The sequence below is a fragment of the Kluyvera intermedia genome, from assembly GCF_034424175.1.
GTDB classification, from domain to species: Bacteria; Pseudomonadota; Gammaproteobacteria; order Enterobacterales; family Enterobacteriaceae; genus Kluyvera; species Kluyvera intermedia.
The window spans coordinates 482,456-505,489 of the sequence record NZ_CP139986.1; the positions used below are offsets into that span (position 1 = coordinate 482,456).

The 23,034-nt window shown below is 51.3% G+C and carries 35 protein-coding genes; 31 read left to right on the top strand and 4 right to left on the bottom strand.

What is annotated here, in order from left to right:
* Window positions 1-65: 65 nt before the first annotated feature.
* Both U0026_RS02190 and U0026_RS02195 read right to left on the bottom strand, forming a co-directional pair.
* Entirely contained in the window at window positions 66-998 is a 933-nt protein-coding gene (locus U0026_RS02190) for a LysR family transcriptional regulator (RefSeq protein WP_062775716.1), read from the bottom strand.
* A gap of 16 nt (window positions 999-1,014) precedes the next feature.
* Entirely contained in the window at window positions 1,015-2,919 is a 1,905-nt protein-coding gene (locus U0026_RS02195; RefSeq protein ID WP_062775718.1) for an ABC transporter ATP-binding protein, read from the bottom strand.
* 132 nt (window positions 2,920-3,051) lie between these two features.
* On the opposite strand from U0026_RS02195, the gene kefG reads away from it, so the two are divergent.
* The 4 genes from kefG (at window position 3,052) to slyD (ending at window position 6,323) form a co-directional block, all read left to right on the top strand.
* Window positions 3,052-3,603 carry a glutathione-regulated potassium-efflux system ancillary protein KefG gene (gene kefG, locus U0026_RS02200; RefSeq protein WP_062775720.1) on the top strand — a complete coding sequence of 184 codons (552 nt, stop codon included), beginning with the start codon at window positions 3,052-3,054 and terminating at the stop codon, window positions 3,601-3,603.
* Window positions 3,603-5,408, top strand: coding sequence for a glutathione-regulated potassium-efflux system protein KefB (gene kefB / locus U0026_RS02205; protein ID WP_062775722.1), 1,806 nt, complete (start codon window positions 3,603-3,605; stop codon window positions 5,406-5,408). Before kefG ends, kefB begins: the two co-directional genes overlap by 1 nt.
* Window positions 5,409-5,418: 10 nt before the next feature.
* Complete coding sequence (locus U0026_RS02210) at window positions 5,419-5,619, top strand: YheV family putative zinc ribbon protein (protein WP_062775724.1); 201 nt, start codon at window positions 5,419-5,421, stop codon at window positions 5,617-5,619.
* A gap of 95 nt (window positions 5,620-5,714) precedes the next feature.
* Window positions 5,715-6,323 (top strand): peptidylprolyl isomerase, encoded by a 609-nt coding sequence (gene slyD, locus U0026_RS02215; protein WP_062775726.1) that lies wholly within the window; start codon window positions 5,715-5,717, stop codon window positions 6,321-6,323.
* A 96-nt stretch (window positions 6,324-6,419) separates the two neighbouring features.
* Here the strand turns inward: slyD and U0026_RS02220 are convergent, their stop codons facing one another.
* A complete protein-coding gene (locus U0026_RS02220; protein ID WP_061282479.1) occupies window positions 6,420-6,638 on the bottom strand; it encodes a protein SlyX in 219 nt (72 codons plus the stop codon).
* 232 nt (window positions 6,639-6,870) lie between these two features.
* On the opposite strand from U0026_RS02220, the gene fkpA reads away from it, so the two are divergent.
* From fkpA to bfr, 11 genes are all read left to right on the top strand, one after another.
* A complete protein-coding gene (gene fkpA, locus U0026_RS02225) occupies window positions 6,871-7,692 on the top strand; it encodes an FKBP-type peptidyl-prolyl cis-trans isomerase (RefSeq protein WP_062775727.1) in 822 nt (273 codons plus the stop codon).
* Between the two features lie 165 nt (window positions 7,693-7,857).
* Window positions 7,858-8,580, top strand: a complete 723-nt coding sequence (locus U0026_RS02230; RefSeq protein WP_062775729.1) for a helix-turn-helix transcriptional regulator — start codon at window positions 7,858-7,860, stop codon at window positions 8,578-8,580.
* Window positions 8,580-8,966, top strand: a complete 387-nt coding sequence (gene tusD, locus U0026_RS02235) for a sulfurtransferase complex subunit TusD (RefSeq protein WP_062775730.1) — start codon at window positions 8,580-8,582, stop codon at window positions 8,964-8,966. The genes U0026_RS02230 and tusD overlap by 1 nt, the downstream gene beginning before the upstream one ends.
* The gene (tusC, locus tag U0026_RS02240; protein WP_062775732.1) at window positions 8,966-9,325 is read left to right on the top strand and encodes a sulfurtransferase complex subunit TusC; all 360 of its coding nucleotides are present in this window, start codon (window positions 8,966-8,968) and stop codon (window positions 9,323-9,325) included. Before tusD ends, tusC begins: the two co-directional genes overlap by 1 nt.
* Window positions 9,326-9,332: 7 nt before the next feature.
* On the top strand, window positions 9,333-9,620 hold the full coding sequence (tusB, locus tag U0026_RS02245) for a sulfurtransferase complex subunit TusB (RefSeq protein WP_062775733.1): 288 nt from the start codon (window positions 9,333-9,335) through the stop codon (window positions 9,618-9,620).
* Window positions 9,621-9,743: 123 nt separating this feature from the next.
* A complete protein-coding gene (gene rpsL / locus U0026_RS02250) occupies window positions 9,744-10,118 on the top strand; it encodes a 30S ribosomal protein S12 (protein ID WP_003023654.1) in 375 nt (124 codons plus the stop codon).
* Window positions 10,119-10,213: 95 nt separating this feature from the next.
* Window positions 10,214-10,684, top strand: coding sequence for a 30S ribosomal protein S7 (gene rpsG, locus U0026_RS02255; protein WP_052282782.1), 471 nt, complete (start codon window positions 10,214-10,216; stop codon window positions 10,682-10,684).
* A 96-nt stretch (window positions 10,685-10,780) separates the two neighbouring features.
* Window positions 10,781-12,895, top strand: a complete 2,115-nt coding sequence (fusA, locus tag U0026_RS02260) for an elongation factor G (RefSeq protein WP_062775735.1) — start codon at window positions 10,781-10,783, stop codon at window positions 12,893-12,895.
* 69 nt (window positions 12,896-12,964) lie between these two features.
* Window positions 12,965-14,149, top strand: coding sequence for an elongation factor Tu (tuf, locus tag U0026_RS02265; RefSeq protein ID WP_126440962.1), 1,185 nt, complete (start codon window positions 12,965-12,967; stop codon window positions 14,147-14,149).
* A 185-nt stretch (window positions 14,150-14,334) separates the two neighbouring features.
* Window positions 14,335-14,529, top strand: coding sequence for a bacterioferritin-associated ferredoxin (gene bfd / locus U0026_RS02270; RefSeq protein ID WP_035894970.1), 195 nt, complete (start codon window positions 14,335-14,337; stop codon window positions 14,527-14,529).
* A gap of 72 nt (window positions 14,530-14,601) precedes the next feature.
* Window positions 14,602-15,078: a bacterioferritin gene (gene bfr / locus U0026_RS02275; RefSeq protein WP_062779449.1), complete on the top strand. Its 477-nt coding sequence runs from the start codon at window positions 14,602-14,604 to the stop codon at window positions 15,076-15,078.
* Here the strand turns inward: bfr and U0026_RS02280 are convergent.
* Window positions 15,062-15,538 carry a prepilin peptidase gene (locus U0026_RS02280; protein ID WP_062779451.1) on the bottom strand — a complete coding sequence of 159 codons (477 nt, stop codon included), beginning with the start codon at window positions 15,536-15,538 and terminating at the stop codon, window positions 15,062-15,064. The genes bfr and U0026_RS02280 overlap by 17 nt on opposite strands.
* Window positions 15,539-15,917: 379 nt before the next feature.
* Here U0026_RS02280 and rpsJ point away from each other — a divergent pair, with 379 nt between their 5' ends.
* From rpsJ to rpsH, 16 genes are all read left to right on the top strand, one after another.
* On the top strand, window positions 15,918-16,229 hold the full coding sequence (gene rpsJ / locus U0026_RS02285) for a 30S ribosomal protein S10 (protein ID WP_001181005.1): 312 nt from the start codon (window positions 15,918-15,920) through the stop codon (window positions 16,227-16,229).
* A 32-nt stretch (window positions 16,230-16,261) separates the two neighbouring features.
* Complete coding sequence (rplC, locus tag U0026_RS02290) at window positions 16,262-16,891, top strand: 50S ribosomal protein L3 (protein WP_035894971.1); 630 nt, start codon at window positions 16,262-16,264, stop codon at window positions 16,889-16,891.
* A gap of 10 nt (window positions 16,892-16,901) precedes the next feature.
* Window positions 16,902-17,507, top strand: a complete 606-nt coding sequence (rplD, locus tag U0026_RS02295) for a 50S ribosomal protein L4 (RefSeq protein ID WP_062779447.1) — start codon at window positions 16,902-16,904, stop codon at window positions 17,505-17,507.
* Entirely contained in the window at window positions 17,504-17,806 is a 303-nt protein-coding gene (rplW, locus tag U0026_RS02300; protein ID WP_004868363.1) for a 50S ribosomal protein L23, read from the top strand. The genes rplD and rplW overlap by 4 nt, the downstream gene beginning before the upstream one ends.
* A 17-nt stretch (window positions 17,807-17,823) precedes the next feature.
* Complete coding sequence (gene rplB, locus U0026_RS02305; protein ID WP_062779445.1) at window positions 17,824-18,645, top strand: 50S ribosomal protein L2; 822 nt, start codon at window positions 17,824-17,826, stop codon at window positions 18,643-18,645.
* A gap of 16 nt (window positions 18,646-18,661) precedes the next feature.
* Window positions 18,662-18,940, top strand: a complete 279-nt coding sequence (rpsS, locus tag U0026_RS02310) for a 30S ribosomal protein S19 (protein ID WP_001138115.1) — start codon at window positions 18,662-18,664, stop codon at window positions 18,938-18,940.
* Between the two features lie 14 nt (window positions 18,941-18,954).
* Window positions 18,955-19,287: a 50S ribosomal protein L22 gene (rplV, locus tag U0026_RS02315; RefSeq protein ID WP_062779443.1), complete on the top strand. Its 333-nt coding sequence runs from the start codon at window positions 18,955-18,957 to the stop codon at window positions 19,285-19,287.
* Window positions 19,288-19,304: 17 nt separating this feature from the next.
* Window positions 19,305-20,003 (top strand): 30S ribosomal protein S3, encoded by a 699-nt coding sequence (gene rpsC, locus U0026_RS02320; RefSeq protein WP_062779440.1) that lies wholly within the window; start codon window positions 19,305-19,307, stop codon window positions 20,001-20,003.
* A gap of 12 nt (window positions 20,004-20,015) precedes the next feature.
* On the top strand, window positions 20,016-20,426 hold the full coding sequence (rplP, locus tag U0026_RS02325; protein WP_035894979.1) for a 50S ribosomal protein L16: 411 nt from the start codon (window positions 20,016-20,018) through the stop codon (window positions 20,424-20,426).
* A complete protein-coding gene (gene rpmC, locus U0026_RS02330) occupies window positions 20,426-20,617 on the top strand; it encodes a 50S ribosomal protein L29 (protein ID WP_002919754.1) in 192 nt (63 codons plus the stop codon). Before rplP ends, rpmC begins: the two co-directional genes overlap by 1 nt.
* Complete coding sequence (rpsQ, locus tag U0026_RS02335; protein ID WP_062779438.1) at window positions 20,617-20,871, top strand: 30S ribosomal protein S17; 255 nt, start codon at window positions 20,617-20,619, stop codon at window positions 20,869-20,871. The genes rpmC and rpsQ overlap by 1 nt, the downstream gene beginning before the upstream one ends.
* A gap of 163 nt (window positions 20,872-21,034) precedes the next feature.
* On the top strand, window positions 21,035-21,406 hold the full coding sequence (rplN, locus tag U0026_RS02340) for a 50S ribosomal protein L14 (protein WP_000613954.1): 372 nt from the start codon (window positions 21,035-21,037) through the stop codon (window positions 21,404-21,406).
* A gap of 10 nt (window positions 21,407-21,416) precedes the next feature.
* On the top strand, window positions 21,417-21,731 hold the full coding sequence (gene rplX, locus U0026_RS02345; RefSeq protein WP_062779436.1) for a 50S ribosomal protein L24: 315 nt from the start codon (window positions 21,417-21,419) through the stop codon (window positions 21,729-21,731).
* A 14-nt stretch (window positions 21,732-21,745) separates the two neighbouring features.
* Window positions 21,746-22,285: a 50S ribosomal protein L5 gene (gene rplE, locus U0026_RS02350; protein WP_003031123.1), complete on the top strand. Its 540-nt coding sequence runs from the start codon at window positions 21,746-21,748 to the stop codon at window positions 22,283-22,285.
* Window positions 22,286-22,299: 14 nt separating this feature from the next.
* Window positions 22,300-22,605: a 30S ribosomal protein S14 gene (gene rpsN, locus U0026_RS02355; RefSeq protein WP_003031125.1), complete on the top strand. Its 306-nt coding sequence runs from the start codon at window positions 22,300-22,302 to the stop codon at window positions 22,603-22,605.
* Window positions 22,606-22,635: 30 nt separating this feature from the next.
* Window positions 22,636-23,028: a 30S ribosomal protein S8 gene (gene rpsH / locus U0026_RS02360; RefSeq protein WP_062779434.1), complete on the top strand. Its 393-nt coding sequence runs from the start codon at window positions 22,636-22,638 to the stop codon at window positions 23,026-23,028.
* The last annotated feature ends 6 nt before the right edge of the window (window positions 23,029-23,034 follow it).

The following is a 23,034-nucleotide window of genomic DNA, read 5'->3' on the forward strand; positions in this document are numbered from 1 at the left end:
CTGCGCTTATCGGGCCTACAAAATCGGTAGGTCGGATAAAACGCGTGAGCGTTGCCATCCGGCAATCAGGCTCCGTTCTTCAAACTCCGCGCATACATCCGCCCTTCGGCGGCTAACGCCAGCAAACTCGGGTCGCGCTCGCGGTTGCGGGCAAAGACGATCGCGATAAGCTGCCGCATCTGGTAAGGATCCGCCAGCTTTTGCAGATGCACCGTATTCTCATACATCTTTTTCATTCGCCCTGGCATCAGGGTAAAGCCCACGCCCGCTTGTACCAGACTGAGCATCGAGAAAATATCGTTCACGCGGGTGACGATTTCCGGCTCAAACCCGGCGACATGAAACGCTTCCTGGAAGCCCGCATAGGTGGCAAAGCCTTCCGCCAGTGAGACGAACTTCTCATTGCGATAATTGCGAAGATCCGCCGTTTTGCTGGGATCCAGCGCGGCAGTGATCGGCGCAGCAAGGTAGATATCATCGTGGAACAGCGGCAACACTTCCAGACTGTTACGGTCGATCTCGCTTTCAGAAATAGAGATCAGAATCGCATCCAGTGTGCCGTTCTCCAGCATATTTAGCAGGGCTTCGTTCGATCCCATCGTCAGATCCATTTCCAGATCCGGACGACGTAGCTTCATGCCCATAATCAGGCGCGGCACTGTTTCCAGCGTTAACGAGTAGAGCGTGCCGACACGCAGACGGCCCTGACCGACGCCCGCCGTTTTGCGCGTCTCTTCCAGCCCACGTTCCATCAACTGGGTCACTTCCTGACAGTACTCCAGCAGCGTCCACGCCGCCGGTTGCGCAATCAGGTTACGCCCTTTGTGTACAAACAGCGGACAACGAACGTTCTCTTCCAGCGTATGCAGCGCCCGATGCACGCTCACGCCGCTGATGTCCAGCGCCTCGGCGGTACGGGCGATGTTGCCCTTCTCCATAAAAGTCATGAAGATGGTCAGTTTACGGAAGGTAATATCGTCGGTGATTGATAAGTTCATCGTCCGCCTTTCGTGGTTAGTCGTTCTGCATCATTTGCTCAAGTTGCTCTTGCGCGTCGAGCCACGCCATTTCGCACTCTTCCAGCCCGGATTTGGCGCTGGCCTGCAGTTGCAGACACTCGGTCATTTCAGCTTTGCGGCTTGGGTCGTACAGACCGCTGTCGCCGAGCTTCTCTTCCGCCTTCGCTAACTGGGCGTTGAGCTTCTCCATCTCTTTTTCCAGACGGGTAATCTCTTTACGCAACGGCTGCGTCAGTGTGCGCAGTTCGGCTTCGCGACGTTTTTGATCTTTACGCGATTGGGCGCTGTTGGCGTTGTCTTTTGCCGGTTCGTCGCTCTGATTTTCCTGCTTTTGCACGTCGCTCAGCCACTGCTGATAATCTTCCAGATCACCGTCGAACGGCTCAACTTTTTTATCATGAACCAGATAGAGATCGTCAGTAGTGGAGCGGATCAGGTGACGGTCGTGCGACACCACGACCAGCGCGCCTTCAAAGTCGATTAACGCTTCGGTCAGCGCCTGACGCATGTCGAGATCCAGGTGGTTAGTCGGTTCATCGAGCAGCAGAAGGTTAGGGCGCTGCCAGACAATCAGCGCCAGCACCAGACGTGCTTTTTCGCCGCCGGAGAAGCGAGCGGTCTGTTCGGTCACTTTATCGCCCTGGAAGCCGAAGCCGCCGAGATAATCGCGCAGCTTCTGCTCCAGCTCCTGTGGCGCCATGCGGGCCAGGTGCTGAATTGGCGATTCATCTGCGCGCAGGAATTCCAACTGATGCTGGGCGAAGTAGCCAAGCTTAATGCCTTTAGCGAGACCAATTTCACCGTGCAGCGGTGCCAGTTCACCGGCGAGCATCTTAATCAGCGTAGATTTGCCCGCGCCGTTACGGCCCAGCAGGCCAATACGCGAACCCGGCACCAGGTTTAGCTTGATGGACTCCAGGATGACGTTATCGCCATAGCCTGCGCTCACCTTCTCCATCTTCAGCAGCGGGTTAGGCAGACTTTCGGGCGCGCGGAAGCTGAAGCGGAATGGGTTATCGACGTGCGCCGGGGCAATCAGCTCCATGCGCTCCAGCATCTTAATGCGGCTCTGCGCCTGTTTGGCTTTGGTGGCCTGGGCGCGGAAACGGTCGATATAGCTTTGCAGGTGCGAGACGCGTTCCTGCTGGCTTTCATACAGCGCCTGCTGTTGCGCCAGGCGAGTGGCGCGCTGACGCTCGAACGAGCTGTAGTTACCGGTGTACTCGAACATCGTTTGCTGTTCGATATGGATAATTTTGTCGACAACCGGGTCGAGGAAATCACGGTCGTGGGAAATCAGAATCAGCGTGCCCTGGTAGCTCTTGAGCCATCTTTCCAGCCAGATAACGGCATCGAGATCGAGGTGGTTAGTCGGTTCATCAAGCAGTAACAGATCGGAACGACAAATCAGCGCCTGCGCCAGGTTAAGACGCATACGCCAGCCGCCGGAGAAGTCGCTGACCGGACGCTCAAGCTGTTCGTTACTAAAGCCCAGGCCGTGTAGCAGGCTGGAAGCGCGAGAGCGGATAGTCCACGCGTCAATCGCATCCAGTTTGCCGTGTACGGTGGCAATGGCATGCCCGTCATTACGTTCGTTGGCATCGTGCAACTGGGCTTCCAGTTGACGGAACTCGCGGTCGCCGTCAATCACATAGTCCAGCGCCGGTTCAGCCAACGCAGGCGTTTCCTGGTTGACCCATGCCAGTTGCCAGTTTCCGGGAAAGGTAAAGTTGCCGCCATCGGCGCCAATCTCGTTTTTCAGTAGAGCGAGCAGCGTGGATTTGCCACAGCCATTTTTCCCCACCAGGCCAATTTTTTGCCCAGGGTTGATGGTGGCCGTTGCGTTATCCAGCAGGACACGCACGCCACGACGAATTTGTAACGAGGAGAAAACAATCATAAGGCGCCGTATGTTCTGACTATGTTAAATTGTCATTGTGATAATGTAATGTGTGAGCAGTATGCCTCACCGAGGCGCAATGGTAGCCTAAAACGCCAACAATAGACAAAAGACAAAACCGGGAGGGGAATGATGTCTCAGACAGCGAAAGTGTTGCTGCTGTATGCCCATCCGGAATCACAGGACTCGGTAGCTAACCGGGTTTTGCTTAGACCGGCTTCGCAACTCAGTAACGTCACCGTGCATGATCTTTATGCGCACTACCCAGATTTTTTTATCGATATTCCCCGAGAACAGGCGTTGTTGCGTGAGCATGATGTGATTGTGTTCCAGCATCCACTCTATACCTACAGTTGCCCGGCGCTGCTCAAAGAATGGCTCGACCGGGTGCTTAGCCGCGGCTTTGCCAGCGGAGTCGGGGGCAATGAACTGGCGGGAAAGTACTGGCGTAGCGTCATTACGACCGGAGAGCCTGAGAGCGCCTATCGTCATGATGGTCTGAACCGCTATCCGATGAGCGATATTCTGCGTCCGTTTGAACTGACCGCCGCGATGTGCCATATGCACTGGATGAGTCCAATTATCGTCTACTGGGCGCGCCGTCAGCCGCCCAATGAGCTTGCAAACCACGCAAAAGCCTATGCCGACTGGCTGGCAGCGCCGATTACGGCAGGGGGACGATGATGGAAGGTTCTGATTTATTACTGGCGGGTGTGCTGTTTCTCTTTGCCGCTGTCGTGGCGGTACCATTGGCTGCAAGGCTGGGTATCGGTGCGGTTCTGGGTTATCTACTGGCGGGGATTGCCATCGGCCCATGGGGATTAGGCTTTATCAGCGATGTGGATGAAATCCTCCACTTCTCTGAGCTGGGCGTGGTGTTCCTGATGTTCGTGATTGGGCTTGAGCTGAATCCGGCGAAGCTGTGGCAATTACGGCGTCCTATTTTTGGTATTGGCGCCGCTCAGGTCATTTTTAGTGCAGCCATTCTTGGCGGGTTGCTGATGCTGACCAACTTCTCCTGGCAGGCCGCAGTGATTGGCGGTATTGGCTTGGCGATGTCGTCCACGGCAATGGCGTTGCAGTTGATGCGTGAAAAAAGCATGAATCGCAATGAGTCCGGCCAGTTGGGTTTTTCTGTCCTGCTGTTCCAGGATTTAGCGGTGATACCAGCGCTAGCGCTGGTGCCGTTATTGGCGGGAGCCGGTGATGACCACTTCGATTGGCAGACCGTTGGCTTGAAGGTGCTGGCTTTTGCCGGGATGTTAATTGGTGGGCGCTACCTGCTACGCCCGGTATTCCGCTTTATCGCCAGCTCTGGCGTGCGTGAAGTGTTTACCGCCGCGACGCTGTTGCTGGTGCTTGGCTCCGCGATGTTTATGGACGCTCTGGGACTGTCGATGGCGCTGGGGACTTTTATCGCCGGTGTGCTGCTGGCGGAAAGTGAATATCGCCATGAGCTGGAAATTGCCATCGAACCGTTCAAAGGTCTGCTGTTAGGGCTGTTCTTTATTTCGGTGGGCATGTCACTCAACCTCGGGGTGCTTTACAGCCATCTTTTGGTGGTGATTGGCTGCGTCGCCGGGCTGGTGGCGGTGAAAACGCTGGTGCTCTATCTTCTGGCTCGATTGCACGGCTTACGTAGCTCAGAACGGATGCAATTTGCTGGCGTGTTGAGTCAGGGTGGGGAGTTTGCTTTCGTGCTGTTCTCGGCGGCCTCATCATTCAAAGTCTTTAAAGGCGACCAGATGTCGCTATTGCTGGTGACTGTTACGCTCTCGATGATGACCACCCCGCTGCTGATGAAGCTTATCGATCTCGTGCTCTCCCGTCGTTTTAATGCGCCGGAAGAGGAGGATGAAGCGCCGTGGGTTGAGGACGATAAGCCGCAGGTTATCGTGGTCGGTTTTGGTCGCTTCGGTCAGGTGATTGGTCGTTTGTTGATGGCCAATAAGTTGCGTATTACCGTACTCGAGCGCGATATCAGTGCGGTCAACCTGATGCGTAAATACGGTTACAAGGTTTACTACGGCGATGCGACGCAGGTTGAACTTCTGCGTTCCGCGGGGGCTGAACAGGCGAAGTCGATAGTCATCACCTGTAATGAACCGGAAGATACGATGAAGCTGGTGGAGATCTGCCAGCAGCATTTCCCGCATCTGAATATTATGGCGCGTGCGCGGGGACGTGTGGAGGCGCACGAACTGCTACAGGCGGGCGTGGTACAGTTTTCCCGAGAAACATTTTCCAGTGCGCTGGAACTTGGACGCAAGGCACTTATCTCCACCGGCATGCATCCGCACCAGGCGCAGCGCGCGCAACTGCACTTCAAACGGCTGGACATGCGAATGCTGCGTGAGTTGATGCCGGTACACAGCGATACCCAACAAATTTCGCGCGTGCGTGAAGCCCGGCGAGAGCTGGAGGAAATCTTCCAGCGAGAGATGCAACAAGAGCGACGGCAGTTGGACGGCTGGGACGAATTTGAATAGAAGGTGAGATATGGCGGTACGTAAACGTTTTATTGCGGGCGCGAAATGCCCGTCGTGTCAGGCGCAGGATTCCATGGCAATGTGGCGCGAGAATAATATTGATGTGGTTGAATGCGTTAAGTGTGGGCACCAGATGCGAGAGGCGGATAAAGAAGCGCGCGATCATGTGCGTAAAGACGAACAAGTTATCGGTATTTTCCATCCAGAGTAGCGATCCGTGCTGTCTTTTTTTAAGCTTATGGGTACACGGGTGTAGAATTCCGCTACAATCTGCGCCACGAAATATTCCCAAGCTCAGGAGATATCATGAAAGTAGCAAAAGACCTGGTGGTCAGCCTGGCCTATCAGGTACGTACAGAAGACGGTGTATTGGTTGATGAGTCTCCGGTAAGTGCACCGCTTGACTACCTGCATGGTCACGGTTCCCTGATCTCCGGCCTGGAAAATGCGCTGGACGGTCACGATGTGGGTGACAAATTCGACGTAGCTGTTCAAGCAAATGACGCTTACGGCCAGTACGATGAAAACCTGGTACAACGCGTTCCTAAAGACGTGTTCATGGGTGTTGATGAACTGCAGGTTGGCATGCGCTTCCTGGCAGAAACCGACCAGGGCCCAGTACCGGTTGAAATCACTGAAGTTGAAGATGAGCACGTTGTGGTTGACGGTAACCACATGCTGGCTGGTCAGAATCTGAAATTCAACGTTGAAGTTGTCGCTATCCGCGAAGCAACCGAAGAAGAACTGGCTCATGGCCACGTTCACGGTGCAAACGGTCACGACCACGACCACGATCATGAAGGTTGCTGCGGTGGTCACGGCCACGATCACGACCATGATCACGGTCACGAGCACGGCGGCGAAGGCTGCTGCGGCGGTGGCGGTAAAGGTCACGGCGGCTGCGGTTGCCACTAAGCCGTATGTTTGCCTGATGGCACTACGCTTATCAGGCCTACGGTAGTCGGATGTTATTCGGCACAAAAAAGCGGGTTTCCCCGCTTTTTTTTCGTCTCAATAATGAGGCGGTGGCGTCTCTTCAGACTGGGACGCAATGTTTGATGGCTGGCTGGCCTTTAGCTTATCGGTCAGTAGACGCAGGTGCTCGCGCAGTTTTGCCATTTCCAGTTCATGGGCGGTGACCGTTTGGTTGAGGTCATCAATGGTTACCTCCTGGAAGGCCAGTCGGCTTTCAAGCTCAGCCAAACGCACTTCGATAGTTGTTTCCTTCATGATGTCTCTCTCTACTGTTATCGCCAAAAGCGTTTCTGACGCGCGGATTCTACTCAACTTTTTTCGACTGTGCAGCACTCCTGTGCAGAGGGTGGAAACTAATTTAAACAAAAAGAGTCTGAAAAGAGTCGATATAAGAAGCGTTCATATGTAGATTTCCTCTACAACGTTCTATAGTACGCTTCTCAATTAGTTAACATTGGGGCGAGAGGCCCCGGTCCTGGAGAGATGGATGAAATCACTGTTTAAAGTAACGCTTCTGGCAACCACAATGGCCGTTGCACTGAATGCGCCACTGACTTTTGCTGCTGACACTGCGGCGAAAGCAGCCCCGGCAGCCCAAAGCAAAGCTGCATTCAAAAATGACGACCAGAAATCTGCCTATGCATTGGGCGCATCGCTGGGTCGTTACATGGAAAACTCTCTGAAAGAACAGGAAAAGCTGGGCATCAAACTGGATAAAGACCAGTTGATCGCAGGCGTTCAGGACGCTTTTGCTGATAAGAGCAAACTGTCCGATCAGGAAATTGAACAAACTCTGCAGGCGTTTGAAACTCGCGTGAAGACCTCCGCTCAGGCGAAGATGGAAAAAGATGCAGCGGACAACGAAGCTAAGGGTAAAACCTTCCGTGAGAAATTCGCGAAAGAGAAGGGCGTGAAAACCGCGAAATCTGGCCTGCTGTACAAGGTTGAGAAAGAAGGTACCGGCGATGCGCCGAAAGATACAGATACCGTTGTGGTTAACTACAAAGGCACCCTGACCGACGGCAAAGAGTTCGATAACTCTTACACCCGTGGCGAACCTCTGTCCTTCCGTCTGGACGGTGTTATCCCAGGCTGGACCGAAGGTCTGAAAAACATCAAGAAGGGCGGTAAAATCCAGCTGGTCATCCCACCAGATCTGGCTTACGGCAAAACCGGCGTTCCGGGTATCCCAGCTAACTCTACGCTGGTGTTTGATGTAGAACTGTTAGACATCAAACCGGCACCGAAAGCGGATGCGCAGCCTGAAGCTGCACCGGCTGCGAAAGCTGCTGAAGCGAGCAAAAAATAAGAGTATGACAGCCGCCGCCCACTGGGCGGCGGCTTTTTATTATCTGCCGGATATAATTAATGCTGGAAAGCGCCTTATGCGCTGTATTACTTTAGATGCCCCTAATAGTGATGAGCCTGCCCTGACAACATAACGACAGGCTCCTGAAAAGGAGTGCTTTTTTTCATGTCCAGGTCGCTTTTAACCAACGAAACCAGTGAACTTGATTTACTGGATCAACGTCCTTTCGACCAAACCGATTTCGATATCCTCAAATCCTACGAAGCGGTAGTGGACGGGTTGGCGATGCTCATTGGCTCCCACTGCGAAATCGTGTTGCACTCACTACAAGATCTCAAGTGTTCGGCAATACGCATTGCGAACGGCGAACATACCGGCCGAAAAATCGGTTCCCCGATTACTGATTTAGCGCTGCGGATGCTGCACGATATGACCGGGGCAGATAGCAGCGTTTCCAAATGCTACTTTACTCGCGCCAAAAGTGGCGTGCTGATGAAGTCTGAAACCATCGCTATCCGCAACCGTGATCACCGTGTCATCGGCTTGCTGTGCATCAACATGAATCTCGATGTGCCATTCTCGCAGATTATGAACACCTTCATTCCGCCGGAAACGCCGGAAGTGGGCTCTGCGGTTAACTTTGCCTCCTCGGTTGAGGATCTGGTTACCCAGACGCTGGAGTTCACCATCGAAGAGGTCAATGCCGATCGTAACGTTTCAAATAACGCTAAAAATCGTCAAATCGTGCTTAACCTCTACGAGAAAGGGATCTTTGATATCAAAGATGCGATAAACCAGGTTGCCGATCGCCTGAATATCTCGAAACATACGGTCTATCTCTACATTCGCCAGTTCAAAAGTGGTGATTTCGTGGGGCAAGATAAGTAATGCGATTTGCCCTGATGGTGACCGGGCCGGCGTACGGCACGCAGCACGCAAGCAGCGCGCTGCAGTTTGCACAAGCGGCGCTGGCGGAAGGTCACGAGATAGCCTGTGTATTCTTCTATCGCGAAGGGGTTTATAACGCGAATCAGTTGACCGCTCCTGCTAGCGATGAATTCGACCTTGTCCGCGCATGGCAGTCGCTGCATGACATGCATGGCGTGGCACTGCATATTTGCGTAGCGGCAGCGCTTCGTCGCGGCGTGACCGATGAGAAAGAAGCGGGGCAACTGGGATTGCCGGCCTTCAATTTACAGCCGGGATTTTCGTTAAGTGGTTTAGGTGCCCTGGCTGAAGCCGCGCTGACCTGCGATCGGATGGTACAGTTTTGATGAAACGCGTTGCCTTTGTTTTTTCCAGTGCGCCGCACGGCAGCACGGCCGGCCGCGAAGGTCTGGACGCATTGCTGGCGACGTCGGCCTTAAGTGAAGACCTCGGCGTCTTTTTTATCGGAGACGGCGTGTTTCAACTGCTGAGTCAGCAAAAGCCCGGTGTGATTCTGGCGCGAGATTATATCGCCACTTTCAAATTGTTGGCGTTATACGACATTGAAAACTGTTGGGTTTGTGCCGCCTCGATGCGTGAGCGCGGACTGACGGCTAACACCGCATTTGTGAGCGATGTAGAACAGCTTGAACCCGCCGCCCTGCGCCAGCAGCTTAATGATTACGACGTGATTCTCCGTTTCTGAGGCCCCTATGCTATTTACGCTCAGTACTTCTCCCTGGCATGCTGATATCGCTGGGATGCTTCGTCTGATGGGCGAAGGTGATGATTTGCTGCTGATGGCTGATGGTGTGCTCGCGGCGGTAGAACACAGCCATTTTGTTGAAATTCTTCGCGCCGCCCCAATATCTATCCACGTGCTAAATGAAGATGCGCAAGCGCGCGGTCTGTGTGCTCAAATTTCGAGCGATGTCATCGTGGTCAGCTATACTGACTTCGTCAGGTTAACGGTAAAACACGCGGCTCAAATCAGCTGGTAACGTTTGACCGTTGTATATTTCTTGACACCCTATCGGCATAGCCCTAAAATTTCGCGTCCTCATATTGCATGAGGCGATTTATTACGTGTTTACGAAGCGAAAGCTACAACCAGGAGCTATTTAATGGCAACAGTTAACCAGCTGGTACGCAAACCACGCGCACGCAAAGTTGCAAAGAGCAACGTGCCTGCACTGGAAGCATGCCCGCAGAAACGTGGCGTATGTACTCGTGTATATACTACCACCCCTAAGAAACCAAACTCCGCACTGCGTAAAGTATGCCGTGTGCGTTTGACTAACGGTTTTGAAGTGACTTCCTACATCGGTGGTGAAGGTCACAACCTGCAGGAACACTCCGTGATCCTGATCCGTGGCGGTCGTGTAAAAGACCTTCCGGGTGTTCGTTACCACACCGTTCGTGGTGCGCTTGACTGCTCCGGCGTTAAAGACCGTAAGCAATCTCGCTCCAAGTATGGCGTGAAACGTCCTAAGGCTTAATGGTTCTCCGTTAAGTAAGGCCAAACGTTTTATATTAATGTCAAACTAAACTCTTAGAGTTTTGGACAATCCTGAATTAACAACGGAGTATTCCCATGCCACGTCGTCGCGTCATTGGTCAGCGTAAAATTCTGCCGGATCCTAAGTTCGGATCAGAGCTGCTGGCTAAATTTGTAAATATCCTGATGGTAGATGGTAAAAAATCTACTGCAGAAACCATCGTATACAGCGCCCTGGAGACCCTGGCTCAGCGCTCTGGTAAAGATGGCCTGGAAGCTTTCGAAGTAGCCCTCGAAAACGTGCGCCCGACTGTCGAAGTTAAGTCTCGCCGCGTTGGTGGTTCTACTTATCAGGTTCCAGTTGAAGTCCGCCCGGTTCGTCGTAATGCTCTGGCAATGCGTTGGATCGTTGAAGCCGCTCGTAAACGCGGTGATAAATCCATGGCACTGCGCCTGGCGAACGAACTTTCTGATGCTGCAGACAACAAAGGTACTGCAGTTAAGAAACGTGAAGACGTTCACCGCATGGCAGATGCCAACAAGGCGTTCGCACACTACCGTTGGTAATCCCTTCGGAGTCATAGTCACCAGGCGGGCGCTTCAGAGAAGCTGCCCGCTTTGGGTTACTTAACTGAACGCCTAAAAAGATAAACGAGGAATCAAATGGCTCGTACAACACCCATCGCACGCTACCGTAACATTGGTATCAGTGCGCACATCGACGCCGGTAAAACCACTACTACCGAACGTATTCTGTTCTACACCGGTGTAAACCATAAAATCGGTGAAGTTCATGACGGCGCGGCTACCATGGACTGGATGGAGCAGGAGCAGGAACGTGGTATCACCATCACTTCCGCTGCGACTACTGCATTCTGGTCTGGTATGGCTAAGCAGTATGAACCACACCGTGTAAACATCATCGACACCCCAGGGCACGTTGACTTCACTATCGAAGTTGAACGTTCTATGCGTGTGCTTGATGGTGCGGTAATGGTTTACTGCGCAGTTGGTGGTGTTCAGCCACAGTCTGAAACCGTATGGCGTCAGGCAAACAAATATAAAGTTCCACGCATCGCGTTCGTTAACAAAATGGACCGTATGGGTGCTAACTTCCTGAAAGTTGTTGGTCAGATCAAATCCCGTCTGGGCGCGACTCCGGTTCCGCTGCAGCTGGCAATTGGTGCTGAAGAACATTTCACCGGTGTTGTTGACCTGGTGAAAATGAAAGCCATCAACTGGAACGAAGAAGACGCAGGCGTAACCTTCACTTATGAAGATATTCCAGCAGACATGCAGGAACTGGCTGACGAATGGCACCAGAACCTGATTGAGTCCGCTGCTGAAGCTTCAGAAGAGCTGATGGAGAAATACCTGGGTGGTGAAGAACTGACTGAAGCTGAGATCAAAACTGCTCTGCGTCAGCGTGTTCTGAACAACGAAATCATCCTGGTAACCTGTGGTTCTGCGTTCAAGAACAAAGGTGTTCAGGCGATGCTGGATGCGGTAATTGATTACCTGCCATCCCCAGTCGACGTACCTGCGATCAACGGTATGCTGGACGACGGTAAAGACACTCCAGCTGAGCGTCACGCTAGCGATGAAGAGCCGTTTGCTGCTCTGGCATTCAAAATTGCTACCGACCCGTTTGTTGGTAACCTGACGTTCTTCCGTGTGTACTCAGGTGTTGTTAACTCCGGTGACACTGTATACAACCCAGTGAAATCGGCTCGTGAACGTTTTGGTCGTATCGTACAGATGCACGCTAACAAGCGTGAAGAGATCAAAGAAGTTCGCGCGGGCGACATTGCTGCGGCAATCGGCCTGAAAGATGTGACCACTGGTGACACCATTTGTGATCCAGACAACGTGATCATTCTTGAGCGTATGGAATTCCCAGAACCGGTAATCTCCATCGCAGTAGAACCGAAAACCAAAGCTGACCAGGAAAAAATGGGTCTGGCTCTGGGCCGTCTGGCTAAAGAAGACCCATCATTCCGCGTATGGACTGATGAAGAATCTAACCAGACCATTATCGCCGGTATGGGTGAACTGCACCTCGACATCATCGTTGACCGCATGAAGCGTGAATTCAACGTTGAAGCGAACGTCGGTAAACCTCAGGTTGCTTACCGTGAAGCGATTCGCGCGAAAGTTACCGATATCGAAGGTAAACACGCTAAGCAGTCTGGTGGTCGCGGTCAGTACGGTCATGTTGTTATCGACATGTACCCACTGGAGCCGGGTTCAAACCCGAAAGGCTACGAGTTTGTCAACGACATTAAAGGTGGTGTAATTCCTGGCGAATACATCCCTGCTGTTGATAAAGGCATCCAGGAACAGCTGAAATCTGGCCCACTGGCCGGTTACCCGGTTGTTGATCTGGGCGTGCGTCTGCACTTCGGTTCTTACCACGACGTTGACTCCTCTGAACTGGCGTTTAAACTGGCTGCTTCTCTTGCCTTCAAAGATGGCTTTAAGAAAGCAAAACCAGTTCTGCTTGAACCTATCATGAAGGTTGAAGTTGAAACTCCAGAAGAGAACACTGGCGACGTTATCGGTGACCTTAGCCGTCGTCGTGGTCAGCTGAAAGGTCAGGAATCTAACGCTACTGGTGTTCAGATTCATGCTGAAGTTCCGCTGTCTGAAATGTTTGGTTATGCAACTCAACTGCGTTCACTGACCAAAGGTCGTGCTTCTTACTCCATGGAGTTCCTGAAGTATGATGATGCGCCGAACAACGTTGCTCAGGCCGTAATTGAAGCCCGTGGTAAATAAGCCACAGGATTAAAACCCAAATCCCGTGCTCTCTCCAAAGGGGAGAGCACTATAGTAAGGAATATAGCCGTGTCTAAAGAAAAATTTGAACGTACAAAACCGCACGTCAACGTCGGCACCATCGGCCACGTCGACCACGGTAAAACTACCCTGACCGCTGCAATCACCTCCGTACTGGCTAAAACCTACGGCGGTTCTGCTCGCGCATTCGACCAGATCGATAACGCACCAGAAGAAAAAGCTCGTGGTATCACCATCAACACTTCCCACGTTGAATATGACACCCCGACTCGCCACTACGCACACGTAGACTGCCCAGGCCACGCCGACTATGTTAAAAACATGATCACCGGTGCTGCGCAGATGGATGGCGCTATCCTGGTTGTTGCTGCGACTGATGGCCCTATGCCACAGACTCGTGAGCACATCCTGCTGGGTCGTCAGGTAGGCGTTCCTTACATCATCGTGTTCCTGAACAAATGTGACATGGTTGATGACGAAGAGCTGCTGGAACTGGTAGAAATGGAAGTTCGTGAACTTCTGTCTCAGTACGATTTCCCAGGCGATGATACCCCAATCATCCGTGGTTCAGCTCTGAAAGCGCTGGAAGGCGAAGCAGAGTGGGAAGCGAAAATCATCGAACTGGCTGGCTTCCTGGATTCTTACATCCCAGAACCAGAACGTGCGATTGACAAGCCATTCCTGCTGCCTATCGAAGACGTATTCTCTATCTCTGGCCGTGGTACTGTTGTTACCGGTCGTGTAGAGCGCGGTATCATCAAAGTTGGTGAAGAAGTTGAAATCGTTGGTATCAAAGATACTGCGAAATCTACCTGTACCGGCGTTGAAATGTTCCGTAAGCTGCTGGACGAAGGTCGTGCAGGCGAGAACTGTGGTGTTCTGCTGCGTGGTATCAAGCGTGAAGAAATCCAGCGTGGCCAGGTTCTGGCTAAGCCGGGCTCTATCAAGCCACACACCAAGTTCGAATCTGAAGTGTACATCCTGTCCAAAGATGAAGGCGGCCGTCATACTCCGTTCTTCAAAGGCTACCGTCCACAGTTCTACTTCCGTACTACTGACGTGACTGGTACCATCGAACTGCCAGAAGGCGTTGAGATGGTAATGCCGGGCGACAACATCAAAATGGTTGTTACCCTGATCCACCCAATCGCGATGGATGACGGTCTGCGTTTCGCAATCCGTGAAGGCGGCCGTACTGTAGGTGCGGGCGTTGTTGCTAAAGTAATGAGCTAATTATTTAATAATTAGTTTTGAGCTTAAAAAGGGTGCCTCGGCACCCTTTTTGCTTTTTGAAATCGTTATTTACAGTTCATATTCCGCATATTTGCTGCCTTATTTCGTGCAGTGTCACGTAGTTGTCTATTGTAATCATAACTATTCTCAATTACACTTTGTTCAGAAATTGAACGGGAGTGGTTATGTACGTTTGTTTATGTAATGGCGTCAGCGATAAAAAAATTCGCCAGGCGGTACGCCAGTTTCATCCGCAGTCTTTTCAGCAATTGCGAAAATGCATTCCTATTGGAAATCAATGTGGTAAGTGCGTTCGCGCGGCAAGAGAAGTCATGGAAGATGAATTAATGCAAATGCCAGAGTTTAAAGAGATCGCCTGACCGCTATTTCTTTTTTTGACATCCCGGTAGCCCGATCTACGCTTCAATAAGTGGAAGCGGAGGGTCTATATAATGAAAGGTGATGTTAAGATTATAAATTATCTCAATAAATTATTGGGAAATGAGCTTGTCGCAATAAACCAATACTTTCTCCACGCGAGAATGTTCAAAAACTGGGGCCTGATGCGCCTCAACGATATTGAATATCACGAATCCATTGACGAAATGAAGCACGCCGATTTGTACATCGAGCGAATTCTTTTCCTTGAAGGGATCCCCAACCTGCAGGACCTCGGCAAATTACACATCGGCGAAGATGTTGAAGAGATGCTGCAATCCGACCTCAAACTAGAATTAGACGGTGCTAAAGATTTGCGGGAAGCCATCGCCTATGCCGATAACGTTCACGACTACGTAAGCCGAGACATGCTGATAACAATCCTCACCGAGGAAGAGCATCATATCGATTGGCTGGAAACCGAACTCGAACTTATTAGTAAAATTGGTCTGCAGAATTACCTGCAATCACAGATTAAAGTCGCAGACTAAACGGCGAGATGCCTACCAGAATAAAACCCGCTGCTCCCATAAATGGACCAAATGGCAGTGGGTTTTTCATATCCGTCAACGATCGTCGGTAAAGTACTTTGCCCAGGAGAAAGGCACAGGCTAAACCACAGGCCATCAGCATTAATAGCGGTAATTGCTGCCAGCCGTGCCAGGCTCCGAGAGCTGCAAGATACTTTACGTCCCCATACCCTAATCCTTCATACCCACGAATCAATCGATAGCCCCAGTATAAAAGCGCCAGACTGCCGTAGCCTGCAAATACGCCCCATAGTGCATTGCTGAGGAGTTCTGGATAAAGGCACAGCTGATACAACAGGCCAAGCCACAGTAATGGACAGGTTAGTCGGTCGGGCAATAACCCGGTCCTTACATCGTGCCAGCACAGGTTTACGCTAAGTAACGCATAAAGGATTAAGAAAGGGAGTGTGGTCAATGCCATTGTGATGGTATCCGTTTTGTCACGAGGCATCAGTTTGTCGGCAGGTAGGGCAGGGGGCAAAGGTAAATATTATCCTTTGCGAGGCGGTACCCAATGAATGGCGCCGCGTTGCACTATGCGCATAGCTCTGCACGTTGAACCTCGCATAATCATGTGGGTAATTTATAAACACGACTTGCTTCATGTGGCAATTTGTGTATAATGCGCGGGCTTGTCTAATATTGACAGCGGCTCGATATGAGCCACCGGTGCTGCGAAAGCGGTACCAGACAATGTTCCCAATCGGGGAACTCTGTAAGAACGGTTACACTCTCCCATCAATCGTAATGGGTTTGAGGAGTAACTATTTCGTCTATAAAATAATTGGAGCTCTGGTCTCATGCAGAACCAAAGAATCCGTATCCGTTTGAAAGCGTTTGATCATCGTCTGATCGATCAATCAACCGCGGAAATCGTCGAGACTGCTAAGCGCACTGGTGCGCAAGTCCGTGGTCCGATCCCGCTGCCGACCCGCAAAGAGCGTTTCACCGTTCTGATCTCTCCGCACGTCAACAAAGACGCGCGTGATCAGTACGAGATTCGTACTCACAAGCGTCTGGTTGACATCGTTGAGCCAACTGAAAAAACCGTTGATGCTCTGATGCGTCTGGACCTGGCTGCCGGTGTAGACGTGCAGATCAGCCTGGGTTAATCAGGTCATCGAGCGATTGAGAGGTTGATACAATGATTGGTTTAGTCGGTAAAAAAGTGGGTATGACCCGCATCTTCACTGAAGATGGCGTATCTATCCCAGTAACCGTAATCGAAGTCGAAGCAAACCGCGTTACTCAGATCAAAGATCTGGCTAACGATGGATACCGCGCTGTTCAGGTGACCACTGGTGCTAAAAAAGCTAACCGTGTAACCAAGCCGGAAGCTGGCCACTTTGCTAAAGCTGGCGTAGAAGCTGGTCGCGGCCTGTGGGAGTTCCGTCTGGCAGATGGTGAAGAATACACCGTTGGTCAGGACATTAGCGTTGAACTGTTTGCAGACGTTAAAAAAGTTGACGTAACCGGTACCTCTAAAGGTAAAGGTTTCGCTGGTACCGTTAAGCGCTGGAACTTCCGTACCCAGGACGCTACTCACGGTAACTCCTTGTCTCACCGCGTTCCGGGTTCTATCGGTCAGAACCAGACTCCGGGCAAAGTGTTCAAAGGCAAGAAAATGGCAGGTCAGATGGGTAACGAACGTGTCACTGTTCAGAGCCTTGATGTAGTACGCGTTGACGCTGAGCGCAACCTGCTGCTGGTTAAAGGTGGTGTTCCGGGTGCAACCGGTTGCGACCTGATCGTTAAACCAGCTGTGAAGGCGTAAGGGGATAGCAATGGAATTAGTAGTGAAAGACGCGCAGAGCGCGCTGACTGTTTCCGAAACTACCTTCGGTCGTGATTTCAACGAAGCGCTGGTTCACCAGGTTGTTGTTGCTTATGCAGCTGGTGCTCGTCAGGGTACTCGTGCTCAGAAGACTCGTGCTGAAGTAACTGGTTCTGGTAAAAAACCATGGCGTCAGAAAGGTACTGGCCGTGCGCGTGCAGGTTCTATTAAGAGCCCAATCTGGCGTTCAGGTGGTGTAACCTTCGCTGCTCGTCCACAGGACCACAGTCAAAAAGTTAACAAAAAGATGTACCGCGGCGCGCTGAAAAGCATCCTGTCCGAACTGGTACGTCAGGATCGTCTGATCGTTGTCGAATCATTCTCTGTAGAAGCGCCTAAAACTAAGCTGCTGGCACAGAAACTGAAAGACATGGCTCTGGAAGATGTGTTGATCATCACCGGTGAGCTGGACGAAAACCTGTTCCTGGCTGCACGCAACCTGCACAAGGTTGACGTACGCGATGTTACTGGTATCGACCCGGTTAGCCTGATCGCCTTCGACAAAGTCGTAATGACTGCTGAAGCTGTTAAGCAAGTTGAGGAGATGCTGGCATGATTCGTGAAGAACGTCTGCTGAAGGTGCTGCGTGCACCGCACGTTTCTGAAAAAGCGTCTGCTGCGATGGAAAAAACAAACACCATCGTTCTCAAAGTTGCTAAAGACGCGACCAAAGCAGAAATCAAAGCTGCTGTGCAGAAACTGTTTGAAGTCGAAGTCGAAGTCGTTAACACCCTGGTTGTTAAAGGGAAGGTTAAACGTCACGGACAGCGTATCGGTCGTCGTAGCGACTGGAAAAAAGCTTACGTCACCCTGAAGGAAGGCCAGAATCTGGACTTCGTCGGCGGCGCTGAGTAAGTCGGAGGAGTAATACAATGGCAGTTGTTAAGTGTAAACCGACATCTCCGGGTCGTCGCCACGTTGTTAAAGTGGTCAACCCAGAGCTGCACAAGGGCAAACCTTTTGCTCCGCTGGTTGAAAAAAACAGCAAATCCGGTGGTCGTAACAACAATGGCCGCATCACCACGCGTCACATTGGTGGTGGTCACAAGCAGGCTTACCGTATTGTTGACTTCAAACGCAACAAAGACGGTATCCCGGCAATTGTTGAGCGTCTTGAGTACGATCCGAACCGTTCCGCGAACATCGCGCTGGTTCTGTACAAAGATGGCGAACGCCGTTACATCCTGGCCCCTAAAGGCCTGAAAGCTGGCGACCAGATTCAATCTGGCGTTGATGCTGCAATCAAAGCAGGTAACACCCTGCCGATGCGCAATATCCCGGTTGGTTCTACCGTTCATAACGTAGAAATGAAACCAGGTAAAGGCGGTCAGCTGGCACGTTCCGCTGGTACTTACGTTCAGATCGTTGCTCGTGATGGTGCTTATGTCACCCTGCGTCTGCGTTCTGGTGAAATGCGTAAAGTCGAAGCAGACTGCCGTGCAACCATGGGCGAAGTTGGCAATGCTGAGCATATGCTGCGCGTTCTGGGTAAAGCAGGTGCTGCACGCTGGCGTGGTGTTCGTCCTACCGTTCGTGGTACTGCGATGAACCCAGTCGATCACCCACATGGTGGTGGTGAAGGTCGTAACTTTGGTAAGCACCCTGTATCACCATGGGGCGTTCAGACCAAAGGTAAGAAGACCCGCAGCAACAAGCGTACTGATAAATTCATCGTACGTCGCCGTAGCAAATAATTTTAGAGGATAAGCCATGCCACGTTCTCTCAAGAAAGGTCCTTTTATTGACCTGCACTTGCTGAAGAAGGTAGAGAAAGCGGTGGAAAGCGGAGACAAGAAGCCCCTGCGCACTTGGTCCCGTCGTTCAACGATCTTTCCTAACATGATCGGTTTGACCATCGCTGTCCATAATGGTCGTCAGCACGTTCCAGTATTTGTTTCCGACGAAATGGTTGGTCACAAACTGGGTGAATTCGCACCGACTCGTACTTATCGCGGCCACGCTGCTGATAAAAAAGCGAAGAAGAAATAAGGTAGGAGGAAGAGATGGAAACTTTAGCTCAACATCGCCATGCTCGTTCTTCTGCTCAGAAGGTTCGCCTTGTAGCTGACCTGATTCGCGGTAAGAAAGTGTCGCAGGCCCTGGATATTCTGACCTACACCGATAAGAAAGCGGCTGTATTGGTTAAGAAGGTACTGGAATCTGCCATTGCTAACGCTGAACACAACGATGGCGCTGACATTGATGATCTGAAAGTTACGAAAATTTTCGTAGACGAAGGCCCTAGCATGAAGCGCATTATGCCGCGTGCTAAAGGTCGTGCAGATCGCATCCTGAAGCGCACCAGCCACATTACTGTGGTTGTGTCCGATCGCTGAGACTCTGGAGACTAGCAATGGGTCAGAAAGTACATCCTAATGGTATTCGCCTGGGTATTGTCAAACCATGGAACTCTACCTGGTTCGCGAACACCAAAGAATTCGCTGACAACCTGGACGGCGATTTTAAAGTACGTCAGTACCTGACTAAGGAACTGGCAAAGGCGTCCGTATCTCGTATCGTTATCGAGCGTCCAGCTAAGAGCATCCGTGTGACTATTCACACCGCTCGTCCTGGCATCGTTATCGGTAAGAAAGGCGAAGACGTAGAAAAACTGCGCAAAGTCGTAGCTGATATTGCTGGCGTTCCTGCCCAGATCAATATCGCCGAAGTGCGTAAGCCTGAACTGGACGCAAAATTGGTTGCTGACAGCATCACTTCACAGCTGGAACGTCGCGTTATGTTCCGTCGTGCTATGAAGCGTGCTGTACAGAACGCAATGCGTCTGGGCGCGAAAGGTATTAAAGTTGAAGTTAGCGGCCGTCTGGGCGGCGCGGAAATCGCACGTACCGAATGGTACCGCGAAGGTCGCGTACCTCTGCACACTCTGCGTGCTGACATCGACTACAACACCTCTGAAGCGCACACCACTTATGGTGTAATCGGCGTTAAGGTATGGATCTTCAAAGGCGAGATCCTGGGTGGTATGGCTGCTGTTGAACAACCGGAACCGGCTGCTCAACCTAAAAAGCAGCAGCGTAAAGGCCGTAAATAAGGAGCGTCGCTGATGTTACAACCAAAGCGTACAAAATTCCGTAAAGTGCATAAAGGCCGCAACCGTGGTCTGGCGCAGGGTACGGATGTTAGCTTCGGCAGCTTCGGTCTGAAAGCTGTTGGCCGTGGTCGTCTGACTGCCCGTCAGATCGAAGCAGCACGTCGTGCAATGACCCGTGCAGTTAAGCGTCAAGGTAAGATCTGGATCCGTGTATTCCCGGACAAACCAATCACCGAGAAACCGCTGGCAGTTCGTATGGGTAAAGGTAAAGGTAACGTGGAGTATTGGGTTGCCTTGATTCAGCCGGGTAAAGTCCTGTACGAAATGGACGGTGTTCCGGAAGAGCTGGCCCGTGAAGCATTCGGCCTCGCTGCAGCGAAACTGCCGATCAAAACCACCTTTGTAACTAAGACGGTGATGTAATGAAAGCAAAAGAGCTGCGTGAAAAAAGCGTTGAAGAGCTGAACGCTGAGCTGCTGAACTTACTGCGTGAGCAGTTCAACCTGCGTATGCAGGCGGCAAGCGGCCAGCTGCAACAGACTCACCTGCTGAAGCAGGTTCGTCGTGATGTTGCACGCGTTAAGACTTTACTGACTCAGAAGGCGGGTGCGTAATGACCGATAAAATCCGTACTCTGCAAGGTCGCGTAGTTAGTGACAAAATGGAGAAATCCATTGTTGTTGCTATCGAACGTATGGTGAAACACCCGGTATACGGCAAATTCATCAAACGTACGACCAAACTGCACGTACACGACGAGAACAATGAATGCGGTATCGGCGATAAAGTCGAGATCCGTGAATGTCGTCCACTGTCTAAGACTAAGTCCTGGACTCTGGTTCGCATTGTAGATAAAGCGATTCTGTAATACAGTAGTCGTTCTCGATACGAATAGACGGCTCAGTAATGAGCCGTCTATTTTTTCTACCCTTATCGTGTAAGCGGTGTTATAATGCCGCGCCCTCGATATGGGGCTTTATAATGACCTGATTTCGGGTCTCAGTAGTAGTTGACATTAGCGGAGCACTAAAATGATCCAAGAACAGACTATGCTGAACGTCGCCGACAACTCCGGTGCACGTCGCGTAATGTGTATCAAGGTTCTGGGTGGCTCGCACCGTCGCTACGCAGGCGTAGGCGACATCATCAAGATCACCATCAAGGAAGCAATTCCACGTGGTAAGGTCAAAAAAGGTGATGTGCTGAAGGCGGTAGTGGTGCGCACCAAGAAGGGTGTTCGTCGCCCGGACGGTTCTGTCATTCGCTTCGATGGTAATGCATGCGTTATTCTAAACAATAACAGTGAGCAACCTATCGGTACGCGTATTTTTGGGCCGGTAACTCGTGAACTTCGTAACGAGAAGTTCATGAAAATTATCTCTCTGGCACCAGAAGTACTCTAAGGAGCGAATCATGGCAGCGAAGATCCGTCGTGATGACGAAGTTATCGTGTTAACCGGTAAAGATAAAGGTAAACGCGGTAAAGTAAAAAATGTCTTGTCTTCCGGCAAGGTCATTGTTGAAGGTATCAACCTGGTTAAGAAACACCAGAAGCCGGTTCCGGCTCTGAACCAACCAGGCGGCATCGTAGAGAAAGAAGCAGCTATTCAGATCTCTAACCTTGCACTCTTCAACACGGCTACCGGCAAGGCTGACCGTGTAGGCTTTAGATTCGAAGACGGCAAAAAAGTCCGTTTCTTCAAGTCTAACAGCGAAACTATCAAGTAATTTGGAGTAGTACGATGGCGAAACTGCATGATTACTACAAAGACGAAGTAGTCGCTAAACTCATGACTGAGTTTAACTACAATTCTGTCATGCAAGTCCCTCGGGTCGAGAAGATCACCCTGAACATGGGTGTTGGTGAAGCGATCGCCGATAAGAAACTGCTGGATAATGCAGCAGCTGATTTGACAGCAATCTCCGGTCAAAAACCGTTGATCACTAAAGCACGCAAATCTGTTGCAGGCTTCAAAATCCGTCAGGGCTATCCGATCGGCTGTAAAGTAACCCTGCGTGGCGAACGCATGTGGGAGTTCTTTGAGCGCCTGATCACTATTGCTGTTCCACGTATCCGTGACTTCCGTGGCTTGTCCGCTAAGTCTTTCGACGGTCGTGGTAACTACAGCATGGGTGTCCGTGAGCAGATCATCTTCCCAGAAATCGACTACGATAAAGTCGACCGCGTGCGTGGTTTGGATATTACCATTACCACTACTGCGAAATCTGATGAAGAAGGCCGTGCTCTGCTGGCTGCCTTTGACTTCCCGTTCCGCAAGTAAGGTAGGGTTACTGAATGGCTAAGCAATCAATGAAAGCACGCGAAGTTAAGCGCGTAGCTTTAGCTGATAAGTACTTCGCAAAACGCGCTGAACTGAAAGCTATCATCTCTGATGTGAACGCGACCGATGAAGATCGTTGGAACGCAGTTCTGAAGCTGCAGTCTCTGCCGCGTGATTCCAGCCCGTCCCGTCAGCGTAACCGCTGCCGTCAAACAGGCCGACCACATGGTTATGTGGGCAAGTTCGGGTTGAGCCGTATTAAGCTTCGTGAAGCCGCCATGCGCGGTGAAGTACCAGGCTTGAAAAAGGCTAGCTGGTAATTACCAATTGAATCACGGGAGTAAAGACAGATGAGCATGCAAGATCCGATCGCGGATATGCTGACCCGTATCCGTAACGGTCAAGCCGCGAATAAAGTTGCGGTCACCATGCCTTCCTCCAAGCTGAAAGTGGCAATTGCCAACGTGCTGAAGGAAGAAGGCTTTGTTGAAGATTTTAAAGTTGAAGGCGACACCAAGCCTGAACTGGAAGTAACTCTTAAGTACTTCCAGGGTAAAGCTGTTGTAGAAAGCATTCAGCGTGTCAGTCGCCCAGGTCTGCGCATTTATAAGCGTAAAGACGAGCTGCCAAAAGTTATGGCTGGCATGGGTATCGCAGTTGTTTCTACCTCTAAAGGTGTTATGACTGATCGTGCAGCGCGCCAAGCTGGTCTTGGTGGCGAAATTATCTGCTACGTAGCCTAATCGGAG